Origin of the sequence: Musicola paradisiaca NCPPB 2511, from assembly GCF_000400505.1 — a bacterium.
GTDB classification, from domain to species: Bacteria; Pseudomonadota; Gammaproteobacteria; order Enterobacterales; family Enterobacteriaceae; genus Musicola; species Musicola paradisiaca.
Window position 1 is genome coordinate 2,245,167 of sequence record NZ_CM001857.1, and the last position, 19,297, is coordinate 2,264,463.

Consider the following 19,297-nt stretch of genomic DNA (forward strand, 5'->3'; position numbering starts at 1 on the left):
GGTCTCTGTGTTCCCTAAATCCACATATCGGTGCGACAAGGCGGCGGAGATCGCCAAGCGCGCATCATGAAGGGCTGACGTTGAAAGCGGCGGCACTGAAACGGGGATATTTGACGAGAGACCGTGCCCTATTCTTCCTGTTGAGCTGATGTACGATCTGCTGTTGCTTGAGGAGGCGGTTTTGAGTTTAAATAAACAGTATGTTGTAACTAATATGGTGTTTCTATGGCTGCATACGATTTAATAGAACGCATGACGACGCATTTTCGGCTCATGGAAATGGCGCTGAAAGACATGCAACAGCTCTTTTTGTCTTTCCACTATCTGGGGGGATGTATTCATCCGTTGCCCTCGGTGGATAAAGGCTGTGAACACGACCCGGTCAACCGCATCGCGGTTTGCCGTCATACCGGCGAAACGGCGCGAGATTTGGGGCTACAACATTTCCGGCGCTTATTCATTCACCATTATTCTGAGCGCGTCAGCAGCAAATCGGCGATTCGCCTCCCCGGCGTGCTTTGTTTCGCCGTGAAGCCACAGGAAATCCAGGCCGCCAGCGACCTGATCGCGAAAATCAACCGGCTAAAGTCTGAGCTGGAACAGATTATTACCGTCGAATCCGGGTTGGAGCCTGAGCAACGCTTTGATTTTGTACACACCCACCTTCGTGGATTGATCACATTAAGCGCTTATCGTCAGGTCATCATGCTGACCGATCCCGCGTCCGTTCGTTTTGGCTGGGCCAATAAAAACATCATTAAAAATCTGACGCGCGAAGAACTGCTGGCAAATCTGGAAAAAAGCGTGCAATCCGGCCGTGCGGTGGCGCCCTACAGCAAAGAACAGCGAGCATCGCTGATCGCTGCAGAAATTAATGAGATAACCGCGCTACCGGCCAGTGCGATATTGAAAATCAAACGCCCGGTCAAAGTACAGCCGATTGCCCGGGTCTGGTATCCGGATGAGCAGAAACAAGTACAGTATCCCTGCCCATCACCGCTGCTGGTGCTATGCCAGGAAGGCATGATGCCGATTATCGGCGAACTCGAGGACTATGATGCCGATAACATCCGACATCGACATAAACCTCAGGCGAAACCGTTGCGGCTTATCATCCCCCGGCTGCATCTCTATGTTGATGAGAGCTAGTTTCGGGCAGGCCGTCATCCTTTACTGTCCACGCGCGTCATGCTGCCGACCATGTTTTCCGGCCTAACCCATTCATCAAACTGGGATTCCGTCAAATATCCCAGTTTCAGTGCCGCCGCTTTCAACGTCAGCCCTTCATGATGCGCACGCTTGGCGATCTCCGCCGCCTTGTCGTACCCGATGTGTGGATTTAGCGCCGTCACCAGCATCAGGGAATCGTTCAACAAGTGATCGATACGCGCCAGATCCGGTTCAATCCCCACGGCGCAATGGACATTGAAACTGTTCATACCGTCGGCCAGCAGGCGGATTGATTGCAAAAAATTATGAATAATCATGGGCCGGTACACATTGAGCTCAAAATTACCGGAGGCGCCCCCCATGTTGATCGCGACATCATTCCCCATCACCTGGCAGCACACCATGGTCAACGCCTCGCACTGCGTCGGATTCACTTTGCCTGGCATGATTGAACTGCCGGGTTCATTTTCCGGAATACGCAGCTCGCCGATACCGCAGCGCGGCCCGGAAGCCAGCCAGCGCACATCATTCGCGATTTTCATCAATGAAGCGGCCAGCCCCTTCAACGCGCCATGTCCTTGCACCAGCGCATCGCACGTCGCCAGCGCTTCAAACTTATTGGGTGCCGAGACAAACGGATGCCCCGTCAATTCGGCCAGCGCCTCCGCTACGCGGCGCGCATATTCCGGATGCGTATTCAGGCCGGTTCCCACCGCCGTTCCTCCTAATGCCAGCTCACATAAATGGGGAAGCGCGTTTTCGATATGCCTGAGGCTGTGTTCCAACATGGCGCACCATCCGGATATTTCCTGCCCCAGGGTTAATGGCGTGGCATCCTGCAAATGGGTACGGCCGATTTTCACAATATGCCGAAACTGCCCGGCCTTATTGGCCAACGTATGCTGCAAAGCCGTCAGTTGCGGAATCAAATGTTCCCGCACGGCCGATACGGCGGCAACATGCATGGCCGTCGGGAAAACATCATTAGAACTCTGACTCTTATTGACATCGTCATTGGGGTGAACCCGCCGGTCGCCGCCACGAACGCCCCCCAATAGTTCGCTGGCTCGGTTGGCCAACACTTCATTCATATTCATATTGGTTTGCGTACCGGAGCCGGTTTGCCAGATCGCCAGCGGAAACTCGGCGCCGTGCACCCCAGCTAAAACCTCGTCAGCGGCATGAATAATGGCGTCGGCCCGATCCGCCGGCAGCAATCCCAGGTCACAATTAACACGCGCGGCCGCCCGTTTGGTTCGCGCCAACGCGGCAATCAGGGCGGCCGGCATTTTCTCTTCAGAAATACGGAAGTGCTCCAGCGAGCGCTGGGTTTGTGCGCCCCACAATCTATCAGCGGGAACAGACACTTCGCCCATAGAATCTTTTTCCACTCGAGTTATAGACACGGTTTTCTCCTTCACAATAAACATCATTTCGTCAAGTTGACGGATTTTATCCTTCTGGAATCATGGCTTATAAAGCATTACCATGGCCGCTATTGATAAATACGACACAATATTTCTCTGATTGAACCCTCGTATTCATGGCCAAATTTAACCGTTAATTTAACAATGAGAAGCCGTCATGCAAAAAATGCGCAACAACATTCAGCACTATGCCTGGGGCAGCAAACGCGCCTTGACCGAGCTCTATGGCATTGCGAATCCTGACGGGTTGCCGATGGCGGAGCTGTGGATGGGCGCGCATCCGAAAAGCAGTTCTTTCGTCCTTGACAACAATGCCGCCGAACACAATCTACGCGATCGCATCACTGCGGATTTATCCGCGTCGCTGGGTGACGCCGTGGCGCGCCGCTTCGGCGAATTACCGTTTCTTTTCAAGGTACTCTGCGCCGAACAGCCGCTCTCTATTCAGGTACATCCTTCCAAATCCGCAGCCGAAGAAGGTTATGCCCGTGAAAACGCCGCCGGCATTCCGTTCGATTCGCCTGAACGTAATTACAAAGATGCCAACCACAAACCCGAATTGGTATTTGCACTGACGCCGTTTCTGGCCATGAATGCTTTCCGGGAATCATCGGACATGATCCGCCAGTTGACCCCGTTGGCCGATGCGCATCCGGCTATCGGCGCGTTTCTGCAACAGCCTGACGGTAATACTCTGTCTATTCTGTTCTCGAGCCTGCTGAATATGTCAGGCGAGGAAAAACGCCGGGCGCTTGGCATGCTGTTTGACTTGCTGGAGAAAAACCGGGGTGAACCCTGGGATACCATACGTTTCATCGCGCAGTTTTATCCCGACGACAGCGGGCTGTTTTCTCCATTGCTGCTGAATGTTGTCCAGCTCCAGCCGGGCGAAGCCATGTTCCTGCATGCAAAAACGCCGCATGCCTACCTCCATGGCGTTGGTCTGGAAGTGATGGCTAATTCCGACAATGTGCTACGCGCCGGGTTAACCCCCAAGTACATCGATATCCCCGAGTTGGTTGCCAACGTTAAATTTGTCGGCAGAACGGCGGAAAGTTTGCTCACCCGACCGATAAAAAACGCCAGCGAATTGCGCTTCCCGATCCCGGTCGATGACTTTGCCTTTTCCCTGCACTCGCTGGATCAGCAAGCCCAAACCATCACGTTATCCAGTGCGGCGATTATTTTCTGTATCAACGGGAAAGCGTTATTGGATAATGGCCACCAGACGGTAACGCTGTCGCCGGGCGAGTCCTGCTTTATTCCGGCTAATGATGCAACAGTCAGCGTTCAGGGTGAGGGGCACATCGCCCGCGTTTATAATCAACCGTTAAGCGTATAACGGCTGCCTCTTTCTTCGCCGGAGTGCAGGCATCATTCATCAACAAGGAACTATACCGTGGCAAAAAAGACCGTAGTGGCAGTTGGCGTTATCATTGCACTTGGCGCTATCTGGACCGGCGCTTCCTGGATAACGGGGCAGCAGATTGAAAAGCATATTGGTGAAGCCACCGATAGCCTCAATAACGTATTAAAAACCAACTACCCCAATTCCCGCCTGAAAGTGGCCTACCGTGACTACCAGCGTGGCGTGTTCACCAGCCGGCTGGCTCTGGTGGTTCAGACTGAAGGCGAGCCGTCCGCCGACAAAGAAATCGTCGTCAACGCCGAGATATCCCACGGGCCATTCCCGATTCGACCGTTCTCGCTGGCGCCGGTCATGGCATCGGTACATGCTGAACTGGCGAATACGGAAGCCGTAAAGCCATTGTTTGAGATGACCAGCAACAAACCCTTTATCTCGGCTGATAGCCGCATCTCCTATAACGGCGATACACATTCCACGGTGACGCTGCTTGCGCTGGATACACAATCCCCCGATACAAAACTCAATTTCAGCGGCGCCAGTCTGCAACTGAATCTCTCGAGCGATCTACGCGCCGCCGAAATCTCCGGAACCCTCGGCAGCCTGCTCATGGAGAAAAATCGGATTGACGGGGTAACGGAAAAACTGTCGCTGCAGGGCATGGCGCTGTCCAGCAACACCCACAAAGGGACGTTCGATATTGATCTGGGCGACAACACCCTGACGCTGAAAAAACTGGCGCTGGATATTCAGGAAGGTGACAGCGTCACCATTAACGATTTGGCGCTGACGAGTCAGGTATCGGAAGACACCACTAATCTGGCTGGCAAGTCCGCGCTGACGCTCGGTTCCATCATGTGGCGCGATCAAAATCTGGGTAGCCTGATGATGAATATCAACTTCTCAGGCTTCGACGGCAAGGGCGCCAAGCAGTTTGCCACCGAGTACCATAAAACGTATCGCGAGATGCTGAGAAACATCGACGACAACACGACGGCGGATGCCTATACCCAACAATTGTCATCCGTGGTACTGCACAATCTGCCCTTGCTGCTAAAAGGCAATCCGACCATCAGCGTCGCGCCGCTGAGCTGGAAAAACGCCAAGGGCGAAAGCACCTTCACTTTCGCGATCGATATGACGGATCCGCTGCAAAAAGCCGCGGCGACGCCAGCCGCCCCCGCCCAATCAGATGAAGAGACGCTGTTTCGCAATTCGGTGAAGAAGGTAGACGCCAAGCTGAACGTACCGCTGGATATGATCACGGAGCTTATGGTGCAGACCGCGCCCAAAGCCACATCCGACGAGCAGAAGAAACAGACGGAGACCATGGCCCGGCAACAAACACAGCTGATGGCCAATATCGGCCAGATGAGTCAAGTGACCGTTACCCAGAATAACGCCATCACCAGCACGCTGCAGTATGCGGATGGTCTCGTCACTTTCAACGCGCGTAAGATTCCGCTGGCGGAATTCCTCGCACCGTTCATCAGCATACCGACGCAGGAAGGAACGGAAGAAGAAGGCGACGATGACGCACAAACTCCGGCTGAACCATCAACACCGACGGCTAAATAATCAATGCAAGGCACCCAAATGGGTGCCTTTTCATCACCGCCATCAGCGGTTAATACTTATCCCATCAAGCGTCAATGCCACGGATTAACACTCTCTTTTCGTTTATTCGATGGTAAACCGCGAGGTTTTATTCTTATACTTGACAGTAACTTAATTGATGGATTTTTTTATAAAGAGCATAACATGATCGATCCGCGTATTCCTTTGACGGATATCCATCGCCACCTTGATGGCAACATCCGCCCTCAAACCATTCTTGATCTGGGCCGCCAATTTAACGTTGTCCTCCCCGGAAACAACGTCACTGCACTCTTGCCGCATATTCAGGTTGTCAACAATGAACCCGATTTGCTGCGTTTCCTGCAAAAACTTGACTGGGGCGTTGCCGTTCTCGGCTCGCTGGATGCCTGCCGGCGCGTCGCTTATGAAAACGTCGTGGACGCTATTCACGCCGGGCTGGACTATGCGGAACTGCGCTTTTCCCCCTATTACATGGCGCGCAGCCACAATCTGCCGTTGCAGGGTGTCGTTGAAGCCGTGATTGACGGTATCGCCGCCGGTTGTCGCGACTACAACCACACTGTCGACATCAACCTGATCGGCATCATGAGCCGCACCTTTGGTACCGAGGCTTGTCAACAGGAATTGGATGCGCTGCTGGCGTATCGGGATCAGATTGTTGCGGTCGATCTGGCTGGCGATGAGCTGGGCTACCCCGGTTCGTTATTCACCGGTCATTTCAACCAGGCGAAAGATGCAGGTTGGCATATTACCGTGCATGCCGGCGAAGCCGTCGGGCCGGAAAGCATCTGGCAGGCGATTGAACATCTGGGCGCCGAGCGCATCGGCCACGGCGTTACCGCCATTATTGACAGCACATTGATGGAATATATGGCCGAGCGCCAAATCGGCATCGAATCCTGCCTGACCTCCAATCTGCAGACCAGTACCGTCAAAGAATTGGCTGAACATCCGTTGGTGCATTTCCTGCACCACGGCATTCCCGCCACCATCAACACTGACGACCCTGCGGTTCAGGGCATTGATATCGGTCATGAATATGAAGTGGCAGCGCCACTGGCCGGGCTGACGCAGGAAAATATGCGGCAGGCGCAGGAAAACGGTCTGAACGTTGCCTTCATTTCCGAAGAGGAAAAAGCGCGTATCCGCCAGCGAGTCCTCCAGCGCCAGGCCTAACGCCTCCCGACGTAAACCAAAGCGGATACCCTGGGGTATCCGCTTTGATTATTCTGCGCTCAACAGCAAAAAAGTTATTCTGCCGGCAGCACCGACGAATGGTGGCTGGTGATTAGCCATTGGCTGCCATTCCAGGCGTAAGTGTAGGTATAACGCGCCTTGACCTGGGATTTGTCGCCAAAAGTAAAGGTGTAATTACCGATATCCAACGCCTCGTTACAGCCAATTCGGATAGTACGGCTATCAATCTGCCCCACCGGTTTTTTCTGCAGGAAGTGCTCAAAGTAATCGATACGTTCGGCAGCGGTTCTCCGCGTTTTGGGTGAAAGCGTCGGCAGCAGCACCGCATCCGCCGCGTAATTCTCATTCACTTTTTTCGCATCTCCGCTTTGGAGAGACTGATTCCAACGCTCGAACAGCCCGGCGATGGCTTTTTCATCCGTTGTTACACAGGTTAACGTATCGGCGGCGTAGGCTTGGGAAACAGTAAGAGCACTAAACAGGGTTAAAGCCAAAAGCGGTTTTTTATGCATTGCATCCTCACAAAAAGTAATTAATCGATCCGTCGCCTGTGCGTATCCCGCGATGGGGAACGCACAGGTAATTACATTAATAAACTATCACTCAACCAAAATAAATGCAGAACGAGCGATTGCATCATTCGAACTGAGTGATGCAGTCTCAACCGGTCTGCTTTTCGCTTTTCTGTGCCAAGGTCTTTTTCGCGTAACGCTGGGCCAGCGTCGCACATACCATCAGTTGGATTTGATGAAAAATCATCAGCGGCAGCACCATGGTGCCCACCGCCGCAGCCGGAAACAGTACATTCGCCATGGGGATACCGTTGGCCAGGCTCTTTTTGGAACCGCAAAACACAATGGTAATCTCATCCGCAGTATCGAATCCCAGCTTGCGGGCGGCTAACGTCGTCACGCAGATCACAATCCCCAGCAGCACTACTGACACCGCCATCACCGCCAGCAGCGACCAACCATTGATCTGATGCCAAATGCCCTGCACCACCGCTTCGCTGAACGCCACATACACCACCAGCAAAATGGATGACCGGTCAGTGATATTGATCAGTTTACGATGGCGATCGACCCACTTGCCGATCAGCGGGCGGGACAGATGACCAATAACGAAAGGCACCATCAACTGCATGATAATAGCGCCGATGGCATGCAACGTGTCGGTCTGCGCCCCCTGGGTATTCATCAACAGTCCCACCAAAATCGGCGATAAGAACACGCCAAGAATGCTGGAAGACGACGCGCTACAAATAGCCGCCGCCACATTGCCGCCCGCCATGGAGGTAAATGCAATGGCGGACTGAACAGTAGCGGGCATCGCGCACAGATAAAGAAAACCAAGATACAGGCTCGGCGTCAGCACTTGCGGCGACAGAAAGGACATACCTATGCCGAGCAGAGGGAACAGAATGAAGGTGCTGGCGAAAACCACCAGATGAAGCCGCCAGTGCCCCATCCCTGCGGTAATGGCATCGCGGGACAGCTTGGCGCCGTGCATAAAAAACAGCAGCGCGATGGCCGCCGTCGTCAAGTTTTCGAAAACGACTTTGATAACCCCTTCACAGGGAAATATCGATGCGGTGATCACCACACTAATCAAAACCAGCAAAAATTTGTCAATCTTCAAGCGCTGAAACCATGTCATAACGTACTTTCATCCTCTGCCACTAAAAATACAGGCGATCCTGGGATCGCCTGTCGAAAACATTCGGCTATTGGGGTGTATCCATCATTGCCGCAAAGAGTGCTGCAAAACATCAACATAAACACAACCTCTAGCGCTATCAACTTATTGTTGCTGCCCGGCTATTGTTGCCTGACGTTACGCGGCGCCTGGGCGATCCCTCACGTATCGTGCAATACAGCTTACGCCTCAAAGCCTGAACACTCAGTCAACCACCGCCCCTAACCCTGGCGAATCGGCAATGTCAGCACGGACAATCCTTGGGTTTATATGATGTCGGTACGAGGATAATACGTCACCGTAGTGCTGACGCGCTGTTTGCGGAGTTTTTGCTTCTCGCCGCGCCCCAACACAGAAAGCATGTTGCACTGATATGCCAGCCCATTGTCATCGTAGTCGCAATTCATTTTGATGGTGGCAACCGTTATCCCCTGAACTCGCGTCATGGACAGGCAATCAAAGGGTTTATCCCCAGCAACATCGCACTGGAGCCGATTTTGCAGGAAAGTCTTTCCGTTCATGAACGTCTCAACGCCCGCTAGCATGCCGAAAGTATCATACTGATACGTCATCACCGTCTGCCCGGTCTTCGCGGAAGAGACGGATTTAATCAACCCATTTTCGCCATAGGTAAATTTAGCCGTTCCGGTGGCGTCCGTTTTCGTGATGAATCGACACTTATCATCAAGAGTCAATGTCACCTCGCCACGCTCATCCTTGCCTTTCAATGCGTGATCTTTTCGGAATAACTCGGTGAATTTCTGGTCCGACACGTTCTTCGCGCCGAATGCCGTCACGCAGCCCTGACGATCCATCAGCAGATGCATTTCATAGTCCAGCGAGCCATCGTCATTGTAGATTCTGCTGGTCAGCATCTGGATATCACCCCGTGCCGGATTGAAATCAAACAATACGGACATATTCGAAATAACCGGGTTGAACGCATCCAACGCATTGGCGCAAGGCGAGATGATGGCGGCGAGCGAGAGTGCGATGCCGGTTTTTATATTCATGAACAGCGTCTCCTGGTGGATCGAAAAAACCGACGGAAAATACGTCGGCGGCCCCCCCCATAATGGCTGTAGCTACCGCCAACGGCAACACCGTTAGCGGTCATCCGGTCAATGGTTCTTCAATGTCATGGCCTTTTTCTGCTCCCAGGACTCCAGCCCCAGTTCGATCAACTCCATCACTTTGATTGCCTGCTCAGCGGGCACCGGGTTTTCGCCATCACCCCGTATTGCATCGCGGATACCCGCATAGTACGCCTGATACTGACCGGGGATAGTCGGTATCGTCTGCTGTGCGAGAACGCCGTTCTGGCACACCGTCAACACACCGTCGCGTTGATCCTGCCCCCATTCGGCGTGGTCGTCCGGACGCTGCCCTTCTTTCAGCAGCCCTTCCTGCGGATCCAACCCGAACTTCACGTAGCTGCCCTGCGTGCCATGAACGACAAAACGCGCGCTTTCCGCCGCCGCCAGCATGGTGCTATGTAGCACCACTCGCCGCAACGGATACAGCAGCGTGGCATGAAAATAGTCGATCGACTTGCTGCCCGGCCGCAGTTGCGCCATATCCACCTGGATAGATACCGGTTGCCCGAACAGTTGCAGAACCTGGTCGATTAAATGAGGCGCGAGATCGTACCAGATGCCGCTGCCGACGCTGCCATCTTCGCGCCAGCGTTTTCTCACCTCCGGCCGGTAACGGTCAAAGTGTGATTCCATATACACCACATCGCCCAATACGCCGGTGCCCAACAATTGCCGCAACGTCAGGTAATCGCTGTCCCAACGTCGACTATGGAAGACGGAGAGTAATTTTCCCCGGTTCTGCGCCAGCCGGTTCAGCTCGTTAGCTTGTGACAACGTCACCGTGAACGGCTTATCCACCACCACATGCTTGCCGGCTTCCAGAGCCTGTTTCACCAGCGGGAAATGGGTATCGTTAGGCGTGGGGATCACAATCAGATCAATATCAGGATCGTTGAACAACGCTTGCGGTTCGCGTTCAACGCGGACAGACGGCAAATCGGCATGAACCTTGTCGGCATCGCTGCTGGACACCGCCGCCAGCATCAGGCCGGGAGTAGAAATGATCAGCGGTGCGTGAAACGTCTTACTGGCATAACCATAGCCTAGCAACCCGACTCGGAGAGTTTCTGCCATACATATTTCCCCTCAGTAACCGGGCCTGAATATCAGGCCCTCTATCGTCATGGAAAAATGAGTATAGCACCGCACCCGGTCAACTCTCAGCAGGCTTACCGTAAATCGTGCTCAGGAACCGACCACCAGCCGCGGGCTCTCCGCGGCATCCTCGCGCCACTTGCCATCCGGCGACGGCTCCGTCGGCCGGTGGATTTCACTGTGCCGGCGCCGAAAATCGCTCGGGCTGACGCCAACGCGCTTACGAAAGACACGGGAAAAGTACAGTTGATCGTCATAGCCCACCACCCGGCCAATGGTGGCGATGGACTCCTGTGTCGTCTGCAGCAACAGCTTGGCACGTATCACCCGCTGATCTTCGCGCCAGCGCAGAATATTCACCCCAACTTGCTCCCGGAACAGATGCGCCAACCGCGACGGCGACAAACAGACGTGGCGCGCCACCTCATCGATACGCAGTTCACCCGCCAGATTCCCCGTCACATACTGACAAGCTTCAATAATGCGCGGATCCATAATGCGCTCCGGGCTTTGTGGATCCTCTTCCATCGCCCGAATCAGCAACCGCTCCAGCAGATTCATCGCCAGTTCCTCAGAAAACCGGCGCCCGGATCGATGCGTCTGTTCAATATGGACAAACAGCCGATCGAACTCCTGCAACAAGGTAGTGCTTGACAGCGTCAGCCGGCCGACATCGCATCCCCGGCTGTGCCATTCCAGCCAGTCCGCCCAGTAGGCGCGCGGTCGGAAATAGACCCAGCGGTGATACCAACAATCACTGCCGGGGGCGCGGCCGTAGTAGTGGCGAGAACGCGGCGGAAACAGCAACAGATCGCCCGGGTTGCAATAAAAGGTTTCATCGCCATCCAACACTTTCCCCTGCCCCTTGATAGTCAGATTGATGATGTAACCCTTCATGCCATCGGGACGGTCGATGAAAAAATCCAATGGCCCGCCCGCCAAAATAGGCGTCAATCCGGCGACCAGATAAGCGTTGAACGCATAGCCGGGCAATAGCGGGTTGGACTGGGTTTCATGCGCCATACGGTGATACATTCGGCCTCCTGAAAAGCAATACGCATCAAGGCAAATTCATCAAGGTAATGTTCATCAAGGTAATGTTCATCTGCCCATTATCATCCTTCATCCCATTCCCGGGGGCTTCCCCTGATCAGACGGTTTTCTTCGCCAATTGTTTGTAGCGGTCGAAAATGACCGCCGCCAGCAGGATCAGACCACGCACCACATACTGGGCGAAGGGCGAAATATTCAGCAGGTTCATGGCGTTTTCCACCGTCCCCAGAATCAACACCCCAGCCACCACATAGGATATCTTGCCGATGCCGCCTTTCAGTGACACGCCGCCCAGTACGCAAGCTGAAATCACGATCAGCTCATAACCAATCGACGTCATCGGCTGGCCGCTGGTCATCCGTGACGCCAGGATGATGCCCGCCGCCGCGGAAACCAGCCCGGACAGGCCGAAAATAATGATTTTGGTTCGCACCACTGGCACCCCGGCCAACCGTGCCGCCTCCTCATTACCGCCGATCGCCAGCGTGTTACGGCCAAAGGTCGTCTTATTTAACAGCAACCCGAACAGCACCATACAGATAGCGGTTAGCCAGATCGGCGCCGGTAATCCCAGCCAGTTAGCATAGCCCAGGGTGAAAAAACGCTCGTCTTCAATCCCCACCGCTTTACCCTCCGAGATGATGTACGCCAGACCGCGCACAATCTGCATCGTGGCCAGCGTGGTGATCAGGGCGTTAATTTTCAGCTGGGCGATAACAAACCCGTTGAGCAGGCCGAACGCCATCCCCAGCAACAGCCCGGCGCCCACGCCGACCCACAGGCTTTCACTGATGTTGATCACCACCGCGGTGGTCACGCCGGCGCAGGCAATCACCGAAGCGACCGACAGGTCGAAATCCCCCGAGGCCAGACAAAACAACATGCCGCAGGCCACCATGCCAGACATGGAAATCGCCAGCCCCAGCCCTTTCATGTTGACGAAGGTGGCGAAATTCGGCACGAATAACATACAAGCCAGGAACAATGCCGCAAACACCACCAACATGCCGTAGTTATCCCAGATGCGGGACAGGCTCAGGCCTTGTGATTTGCTGGCGTGGGTAGGAGAACTCACTGTAGACATTTATCGACTCCTTGGCGGTCAGGCAACCGCGGGTTCAGTGGCGGTCGTTTTCAACATCGCCAGACTCAGGACCTTCTGTTCGCTGGCCTCATCGTGCGACAGCTCGCCGGAGACGGCGCCCTCACGCATGACCACGATGCGATCCGCCAACCCCAGCACTTCAGGCAGGTCGCTGGAGGCGAACAACACCGCAATACCCTGACGGGCCAGTTCATAAATCACATGGTAAATTTCGTGCTTGGCGCCTACATCAATGCCGCGCGTCGGCTCGTCCAGCATGATGACTTTCATCTCCTCCGATAACCAACGCCCCAAAATGGCCTTCTGCTGGTTGCCGCCGGACAGATTCATGATCAATTGCTCCGCCGAGGGCGTCTTGATATTCAATGACTGGATATGACGCTCGGCGTTCGCTTCTTCCCACGGCTCATTAATGATGAAACCGCCTTTGATATGTTTGCGACGGGCGCTGATGTTGATATTGTCCCGTACCGAGTGCACCGGAATGATACCGTCGGCTTTGCGATCTTCCGGGCACAGCATCAGCCCGGCCTGGATCGCGGCGCCGGGCGTGCGAGCATGGAAGGGATGGCCATCCAGCAGCACCTCGCCGCCGGTCATGGCGGTGGCGCCGAACAACGCTTTCATCAACTCGCTGCGCCCTGCGCCCACCAGCCCGAACAGGCCGACGATCTCCCCGCTGCGCACGCTGAGCGATACCGGCGATTTCACGCCCGTGGCCTTGACCTCGCGCAGCACCAGACGTTCTTCGCCATGCGGCCGCGCCGCATAACCGTAAATATCGCCGATATTGCGGCCGACCATCGCCTGCACCAATTGCTCATGGCTCACCTGCGCCACATCGTCGAAAGTATTCACATAGCGGCCGTCTTTGAACACGGTAATCGCGTCGCTGAGGGTGAAAATCTCCTCCATGCGATGGGACACATACAGGATGACCCGGCCTTCGGCCCGCAACTCCCGGATCACACGAAACAACTGTTCAATCTCACGGGCGGAAAGCGAACTGGTGGGCTCGTCGAACGCAATGATCTTGGCGTTGCGCGCCAGCGCCTTGGCGATCTCCACCATCTGCCACTGGCCGATGGAGAGGTATTTCAACGGGGTATCCGGGTCGATATCCAGCCCCAGATGTTCCAGTTGCAGGCGGGATTCGTAACGCAGCAACGAATAATTCACGATGCCGCTTTTGTGCGGCAACTGCCCCAGATAGATGTTTTCGACCACCGTCATTTCCGGTACCAGATGCAGTTCCTGATAGATAATGGCGACACCGGCGTTTAGCGCTTCCATGGTATTGTTGAAGCGCACCGGTTGCCCTTTGATATGAATTTCCCCCTGCGAAGGGGCATAGTTGCCGCTCAGAATTTTCAGCAACGTGGATTTTCCTGCCCCGTTCTCCCCCATCAGCGCATGAATTTGCCCGGCCTGGCAGTCGAAACTGATGTCATCCAGCGCCTTTACGCCGGGAAATGTTTTGCCTATGCCGTGAAACGATAAATAGGGCGATGCGGTCATTTCGGCTTCCTCGTTTTAAAGGGCGCATACTGCATGTCATCTTTACCCTGGCTGTACACAGAAAATATGCCTATCCGTCGTTATCCTGGTGGCGGTGTGCGAGCCGCCTCGCACACCGATTTTCCGCGCTTTCGCGTCACCGGGACGCCACCACCAGCCGGTGACGCGACGCGCCTTACATCAGGCCTTTTTTCTGCAGTTCCGTCTTAAAGTTGTCTCGGGTAATCAGCACCACCTCCGTCACTTCGGTGAACTTCGGTGGTTCTGCGCCTTTCGTCACCCAATTGAACAGCATCTGGATACTTTTATAGCCGTGGATATCCGGGCTCGGCAGTAGCGAACCATAGAACCCGGTCGGTTGAGCCTTGGACAGCTCGCTCACCGCATCCACCCCGTTGATGCCGATACCGATGACGTTTTCCGCCTTGAAGCCCTGGCCTTCGGTCGCGCGAACGCCGCCCAGTACGGTGTTGTCGTTCATGCCGACAATCAGCCAGTTTTTCACTTTGGGATGTTGCACCAGCATCGAATTACCCGCGTCAAACGCGCCGGGGATATCATTGGATTTGGTGGGAACCTGGTAGATTTGTTTTTCCGGGAAGCCGGCGGTTTTCAGGGCATCCATAGAACCGGTCGTGCGGCGGCGCGCGGTATCCAGCTCGTTGGCGGTGATCGCCATCACGGCGGTCTCTTCCAGTTTCCAGCCGCGTTTTTTCATTTCCTTCCACAGTTCCTGGCCCTGACGTTCGCCGATTTTGGTCGCCGCCATCATCACCAGCGGTACCGTATCCATCGGTTGCCCTTTGGCGTTGACGAACTGGTCGTCCACCGTCACCACTTTCAGGTTATAGCTGCGCGCCTTGGCGACAATAGCCGGCCCCAGTTTCGGGTCAGGGGTACAGATAACAAAACCTTTGGCGCCGCTGGCCGCCAGACTGTCGATGGCGTTGAGGGTTTTCTCGCCATCCGGCACGGCGATTTTGATCACATCAAACCCCAGGTCTTTACCGGCCTTGTCCGCGAATCGCCACTCCGTCTGGAACCAGGGCTCCTCCGGCTGTTTGACCAGGAACCCCAGCTTCATCGTCTCGGCGATAGCCGATTGTGACATAACTGCCGCCAGTCCGACCGCCGCCAGCACCTTAGTGAATTTATGCATGGTTTTCTCCGCTCGTTGTTATCCTGCATGGGCCGACATCCGGTTGCATCGGCCTGCATGTAAACGCTTTCGGTAAGATTGTTCTTTTAACAGTTGAGTAAAAACAATCAGTTATCGTTTTTACTCACTCTGCGTCCTCAGACGCGGTAAGTTGTAGCCGTTATTTTGAGCAGGAATAGAGAGCGTTATCACATTCAGAAACTACAGCCGATTAATACATATATTCAGCGAATTTAACCTGCCATTAACCTATGACTGCCATCACAAAAACCCTCGCCATGGCAGAAAGATGCATACTTCCAGCTAACCCTTCCTCACTACCTCACCACGGCCTGTCTATCGTAAACAGCATTACCTCCCATGACTTACAGGAGCAGAACGATGAGTGCGGGTGCGATTACTCTGGGCCTCGACTTTGGCAGCGACTCTGTCCGTGCGCTGGCGGTGGATTGCCAGCAAGGACGGGAACTGGAAACCGAGGTTGTCTACTATCCGCGCTGGCGTCAGGGAAAATACTGCCATCCCGCCAGCAACCAATTCCGTCATCATCCCCTGGACTATATAGAAGCCATGGAACAGGCGATGCGCGCGGTAATCACCCGTCTGTCGGCGACGCAACGGCAGCAGATTGTGGCCATCGGCGTCGATACCACCGGTTCCACGCCGGCTCCCATCGATGATCAGGGTACGGTGCTCGCCCTGCGGCCGGAATTTGCCGACAACCCCAACGCCATGTTCGTGTTATGGAAGGATCACACCGCCATCGAAGAGGCCGAGGCCATCAACCGGCTCTGCCACGACGGCCAGTTCCCCGACTACACCCGCTACATCGGCGGCGTTTATTCATCCGAATGGTTCTGGGCCAAGATCCTGCATGTAACCCGCGCGGATCAGGCGGTGCGTCAGGCTGCGGTGGCCTGGGTTGAGCTGTGTGACTGGATCCCCGCCCTGCTTTCCGGCACCACCGCGCCGGATACCCTGCGGCGCGGTCGTTGCAGCGCCGGGCACAAATCGTTGTGGCATCCTTCCTGGGGCGGACTGCCGCCGCAGAATTTTTTGCAGGCGCTGGATCCCTGCCTGACGGAAACGTTGCGTTATCCGATGTTCACCGACACCTGGACCGCCGACCATCCGGTCGGCAAGTTAACGCCGCTCTGGGCGCAGCGTCTGGGGCTGTCCGAGCAGGTGACGATCGCCGGCGGCGCGTTCGACTGCCATATGGGGGCCGTCGGCGCCGGCGCGCAGCCCTATACCCTGGTGAAGGTGATCGGTACCTCAACCTGCGACATCCTGATCGCTGATGATGCGCGTGTCGGCGACCGTACCATTGCCGGGATCTGCGGCCAGGTCAATGGTAGCGTCGTCCCGGATTTTATTGGGCTGGAGGCGGGACAATCGGCATTCGGCGACATGTACGCCTGGTTCGGCCGCCTGCTCAGTTGGCCGTTGCAGCAAGCAGCCGTCACATATCCGGAACTGGCGCCGCGCCTCGACACAATACAGAGCGGGCTGCTGGCGCAATTAACACAGCGCTGGGCCGACAACCCGACGCTGGATCACCTGCCCGTGGTGCTGGACTGGTTCAACGGCCGCCGCACGCCGTTTGCTAACCAGCGGCTGAAGGGCGTGATTACCGATCTCAATCTCGGCACTGATGCGCCGACGCTGTTCGGCGGCTTTATTGCCGCCACGGCATTCGGCGCCCGCGCCATCATGGAGTGTTTCGAATCGCAGCATATCCCGGTGGACAATCTGCTGGCGCTGGGGGGGATCGCCCGGAAATCCCCGGCCATCATGCAGGTTTGCACCGACGTGATGAACCGACCGCTGCAAATCGTTGCGTCCGATCAGTGCTGCGCGCTAGGCGCGGCGATTTTCGCCGCCGTCGCGGCAGGCGTGCACGCCGATATTCCGACAGCGCAACAGCATATGGCCAGCCGCATCGAACGGACGCTGACGCCGGATCCCGCTCGCGTCGCCTGTTACCAACAACGGTATGAACGTTATCAGTCCTGGTGTCGTATCGCCGAACCGGCCTATGACGCGGTCGCAACGGCACCACGGACACATTGACAGCGAAGAACCCCGTTTACTTTCTCCCTGGGAGCCTACACAGGAGTTATCATGGAACAATTCAAGCAGCTTGAAGTCTGGTTTGTGATTGGCAGCCAGCATCTCTACGGCCCGGAGTCGCTTCGGCAGGTCAAGGAAAATGCGGAAAAGGTCGTCAACGGGCTGAACCGGGATGCCGGGCTGCCCGTCCGTCTGGTGCTGAAGCCATTGGCGAAAACCCCCGACGAAATCACCGCGCTATGCCGCGACGCTAATCATCAGGAAAGTTGCATCGGTCTGCTGACTTGGCTACATACTTTTTCGCCATCAAAAATGTGGATCGGCGGGCTACGCATCCTCAACAAACCATTGCTGCAATTCCACACCCAGTTCAATGCCGATATTCCCTGGGAAACCATGGATATGGATTTTATGAACCTCAATCAGACCGCACACGGCGGCCGTGAGTTCGGGTTTATCGGCGCCCGGATGCGGCTGTCGCATCAGGTGGTGGTCGGCCACTGGCAGGATAGCCGTTCCCATGCGCGCATCGCCAAATGGATGCGGGTAGCGGCCGCCCAGCAGGAAAGCCGCCAGCTTCGCATCGCGCGCTTCGGCGATAACATGCGCGAAGTTGCCGTCACCGAAGGGGATAAAGTCAGCGCGCAGATCCAGTTCGGCTATTCCGTCAGCGCCTGGGGGCTGGGTGATCTGGTTGGCGTGGTGGACGACGTCGGTCAGGGCGATATCGACGCCCTGGTGGAAGAGTATGAAACCAGTTACATCCTGACGGATGCGCTCAGGTTAAACGGCGCTAAACGCCAGAACCTGCTGGATGCCGCCCGCATCGAGATCGGCCTGCGGCGTTTTCTGGAACAGGGCCACTTCAAGGCGTTCACGACCAATTTCGAAAATCTCTATGGTTTGAAGCAGCTACCCGGTCTGGCGGTTCAACGTTTGATGCAGCAAGGATACGGCTTCGGCGCCGAAGGCGACTGGAAAACCGCCGCGCTGCTGCGCATCATGAAAGTCATGGCTGGCGGTTTATCCGGCGGCACCTCGTTTATGGAGGATTACACCTACCACTTCGAGCCCGGCAATGAAATGGTGGTGGGCGCGCACATGTTGGAGGTGTGTCCCAGCATCGCGAAAGAAGAAAAACCCCTGTTGGATGCCCAATACCTCGGTATCGGCGGTAAAGCCGATCCCGCCCGGCTGATTTTCTCCACACCGGCGGGGGCCGCGCTCAATGCCTCGTTGATCGATATGGGCGACCGCTTCCGTCTGTTGGTAAATCAGGTGGATACCGTCGAACAGCCGCATCCGCTGCCCAAACTGCCGGTGGCGCGCGCGCTGTGGCGCGCCCAACCGTCGTTAGAGGTTGCCGCTGAAGCCTGGATCATCGCCGGCGGCGCGCATCATACGGTCTTTACCCAGGCGCTGGATCTTGAGTATTTGCGCTTATACGCAGAAATGAATCAGATTGAATTAACCGTTATCGACAAGGACACTACACTGCCGGCATTGCGTGATGCGCTACGCTGGAACGACCTCTACTACCGGCTGAATAGCCACGGCTAATCCTCGATACGCAGCACGGCCCCGTGCTGCGCCCCCGAGCGGTACCCATCCTATCTATTCGCACTATGCCATTCGCTTCCTGGCAACATCCTCCGCCATTTCAGTTTGCCGGCAATAATGGCAATGCGCATCAATGATGTTAACTGACGACCGCAGTCGACATCATCGCACCGTCATTTCATT

General features: G+C 55.5%; 15 protein-coding genes and 1 pseudogene. 7 read left to right on the top strand and 9 right to left on the bottom strand.

Features of this window, described 5'->3' with window-relative positions:
- Positions 1–14: 14 nt before the first annotated feature.
- Positions 15–149: pseudogene (locus tag DPA2511_RS23900) on the top strand (hypothetical protein); the annotation flags it as partial.
- 76 nt (positions 150–225) lie between these two features.
- Complete coding sequence (gene tus / locus DPA2511_RS09805; RefSeq protein WP_012765507.1) at positions 226–1,149, top strand: DNA replication terminus site-binding protein; 924 nt, start codon at positions 226–228, stop codon at positions 1,147–1,149.
- 14 nt (positions 1,150–1,163) lie between these two features.
- Here tus and fumC read toward each other — a convergent pair whose 3' ends face one another.
- Positions 1,164–2,576 carry a class II fumarate hydratase gene (gene fumC, locus DPA2511_RS09810; RefSeq protein ID WP_012765508.1) on the bottom strand — a complete coding sequence of 471 codons (1,413 nt, stop codon included), beginning with the start codon at positions 2,574–2,576 and terminating at the stop codon, positions 1,164–1,166.
- A 178-nt stretch (positions 2,577–2,754) separates the two neighbouring features.
- Between fumC and manA the strand changes: the two genes are divergently transcribed.
- The 3 genes from manA to add all read left to right on the top strand — a co-directional run bounded on the left by manA (position 2,755) and on the right by add (position 6,738).
- Positions 2,755–3,939: a mannose-6-phosphate isomerase gene (gene manA / locus DPA2511_RS09815; RefSeq protein ID WP_012765509.1), complete on the top strand. Its 1,185-nt coding sequence runs from the start codon at positions 2,755–2,757 to the stop codon at positions 3,937–3,939.
- Positions 3,940–3,996: 57 nt separating this feature from the next.
- Complete coding sequence (locus tag DPA2511_RS09820) at positions 3,997–5,541, top strand: YdgA family protein (RefSeq protein WP_012765510.1); 1,545 nt, start codon at positions 3,997–3,999, stop codon at positions 5,539–5,541.
- Between the two features lie 183 nt (positions 5,542–5,724).
- Positions 5,725–6,738, top strand: coding sequence for an adenosine deaminase (add, locus tag DPA2511_RS09825; protein WP_012765511.1), 1,014 nt, complete (start codon positions 5,725–5,727; stop codon positions 6,736–6,738).
- A gap of 74 nt (positions 6,739–6,812) precedes the next feature.
- On the opposite strand, the gene DPA2511_RS09830 is transcribed toward add, so the two are convergent.
- The 8 genes from DPA2511_RS09830 to DPA2511_RS09865 form a co-directional block, all read right to left on the bottom strand.
- On the bottom strand, positions 6,813–7,271 hold the full coding sequence (locus tag DPA2511_RS09830; protein ID WP_012765512.1) for an SgcJ/EcaC family oxidoreductase: 459 nt from the start codon (positions 7,269–7,271) through the stop codon (positions 6,813–6,815).
- 148 nt (positions 7,272–7,419) lie between these two features.
- Complete coding sequence (locus DPA2511_RS09835; protein WP_012765513.1) at positions 7,420–8,415, bottom strand: bile acid:sodium symporter family protein; 996 nt, start codon at positions 8,413–8,415, stop codon at positions 7,420–7,422.
- A 305-nt stretch (positions 8,416–8,720) separates the two neighbouring features.
- Positions 8,721–9,467: a YnfC family lipoprotein gene (locus tag DPA2511_RS09840; protein WP_012765514.1), complete on the bottom strand. Its 747-nt coding sequence runs from the start codon at positions 9,465–9,467 to the stop codon at positions 8,721–8,723.
- Between the two features lie 108 nt (positions 9,468–9,575).
- Positions 9,576–10,625, bottom strand: a complete 1,050-nt coding sequence (locus tag DPA2511_RS09845; RefSeq protein WP_012765515.1) for an oxidoreductase — start codon at positions 10,623–10,625, stop codon at positions 9,576–9,578.
- Between the two features lie 111 nt (positions 10,626–10,736).
- A complete protein-coding gene (gene araC, locus DPA2511_RS09850; RefSeq protein ID WP_012765516.1) occupies positions 10,737–11,681 on the bottom strand; it encodes an arabinose operon transcriptional regulator AraC in 945 nt (314 codons plus the stop codon).
- A 115-nt stretch (positions 11,682–11,796) separates the two neighbouring features.
- A complete protein-coding gene (gene araH, locus DPA2511_RS09855; RefSeq protein WP_012765517.1) occupies positions 11,797–12,783 on the bottom strand; it encodes an L-arabinose ABC transporter permease AraH in 987 nt (328 codons plus the stop codon).
- 18 nt (positions 12,784–12,801) lie between these two features.
- Positions 12,802–14,322 (bottom strand): L-arabinose ABC transporter ATP-binding protein AraG, encoded by a 1,521-nt coding sequence (araG, locus tag DPA2511_RS09860; RefSeq protein WP_012765518.1) that lies wholly within the window; start codon positions 14,320–14,322, stop codon positions 12,802–12,804.
- 175 nt (positions 14,323–14,497) lie between these two features.
- Positions 14,498–15,481, bottom strand: coding sequence for an arabinose ABC transporter substrate-binding protein (locus DPA2511_RS09865; RefSeq protein WP_012765519.1), 984 nt, complete (start codon positions 15,479–15,481; stop codon positions 14,498–14,500).
- 381 nt (positions 15,482–15,862) lie between these two features.
- Here DPA2511_RS09865 and DPA2511_RS09870 point away from each other — a divergent pair, with 381 nt between their 5' ends.
- Both DPA2511_RS09870 and araA read left to right on the top strand, forming a co-directional pair.
- The gene (locus DPA2511_RS09870) at positions 15,863–17,554 is read left to right on the top strand and encodes a ribulokinase (RefSeq protein ID WP_012765520.1); all 1,692 of its coding nucleotides are present in this window, start codon (positions 15,863–15,865) and stop codon (positions 17,552–17,554) included.
- Positions 17,555–17,605: 51 nt separating this feature from the next.
- Positions 17,606–19,114 (top strand): L-arabinose isomerase, encoded by a 1,509-nt coding sequence (gene araA / locus DPA2511_RS09875; RefSeq protein WP_012765521.1) that lies wholly within the window; start codon positions 17,606–17,608, stop codon positions 19,112–19,114.
- Positions 19,115–19,297: the final 183 nt, after the last annotated feature.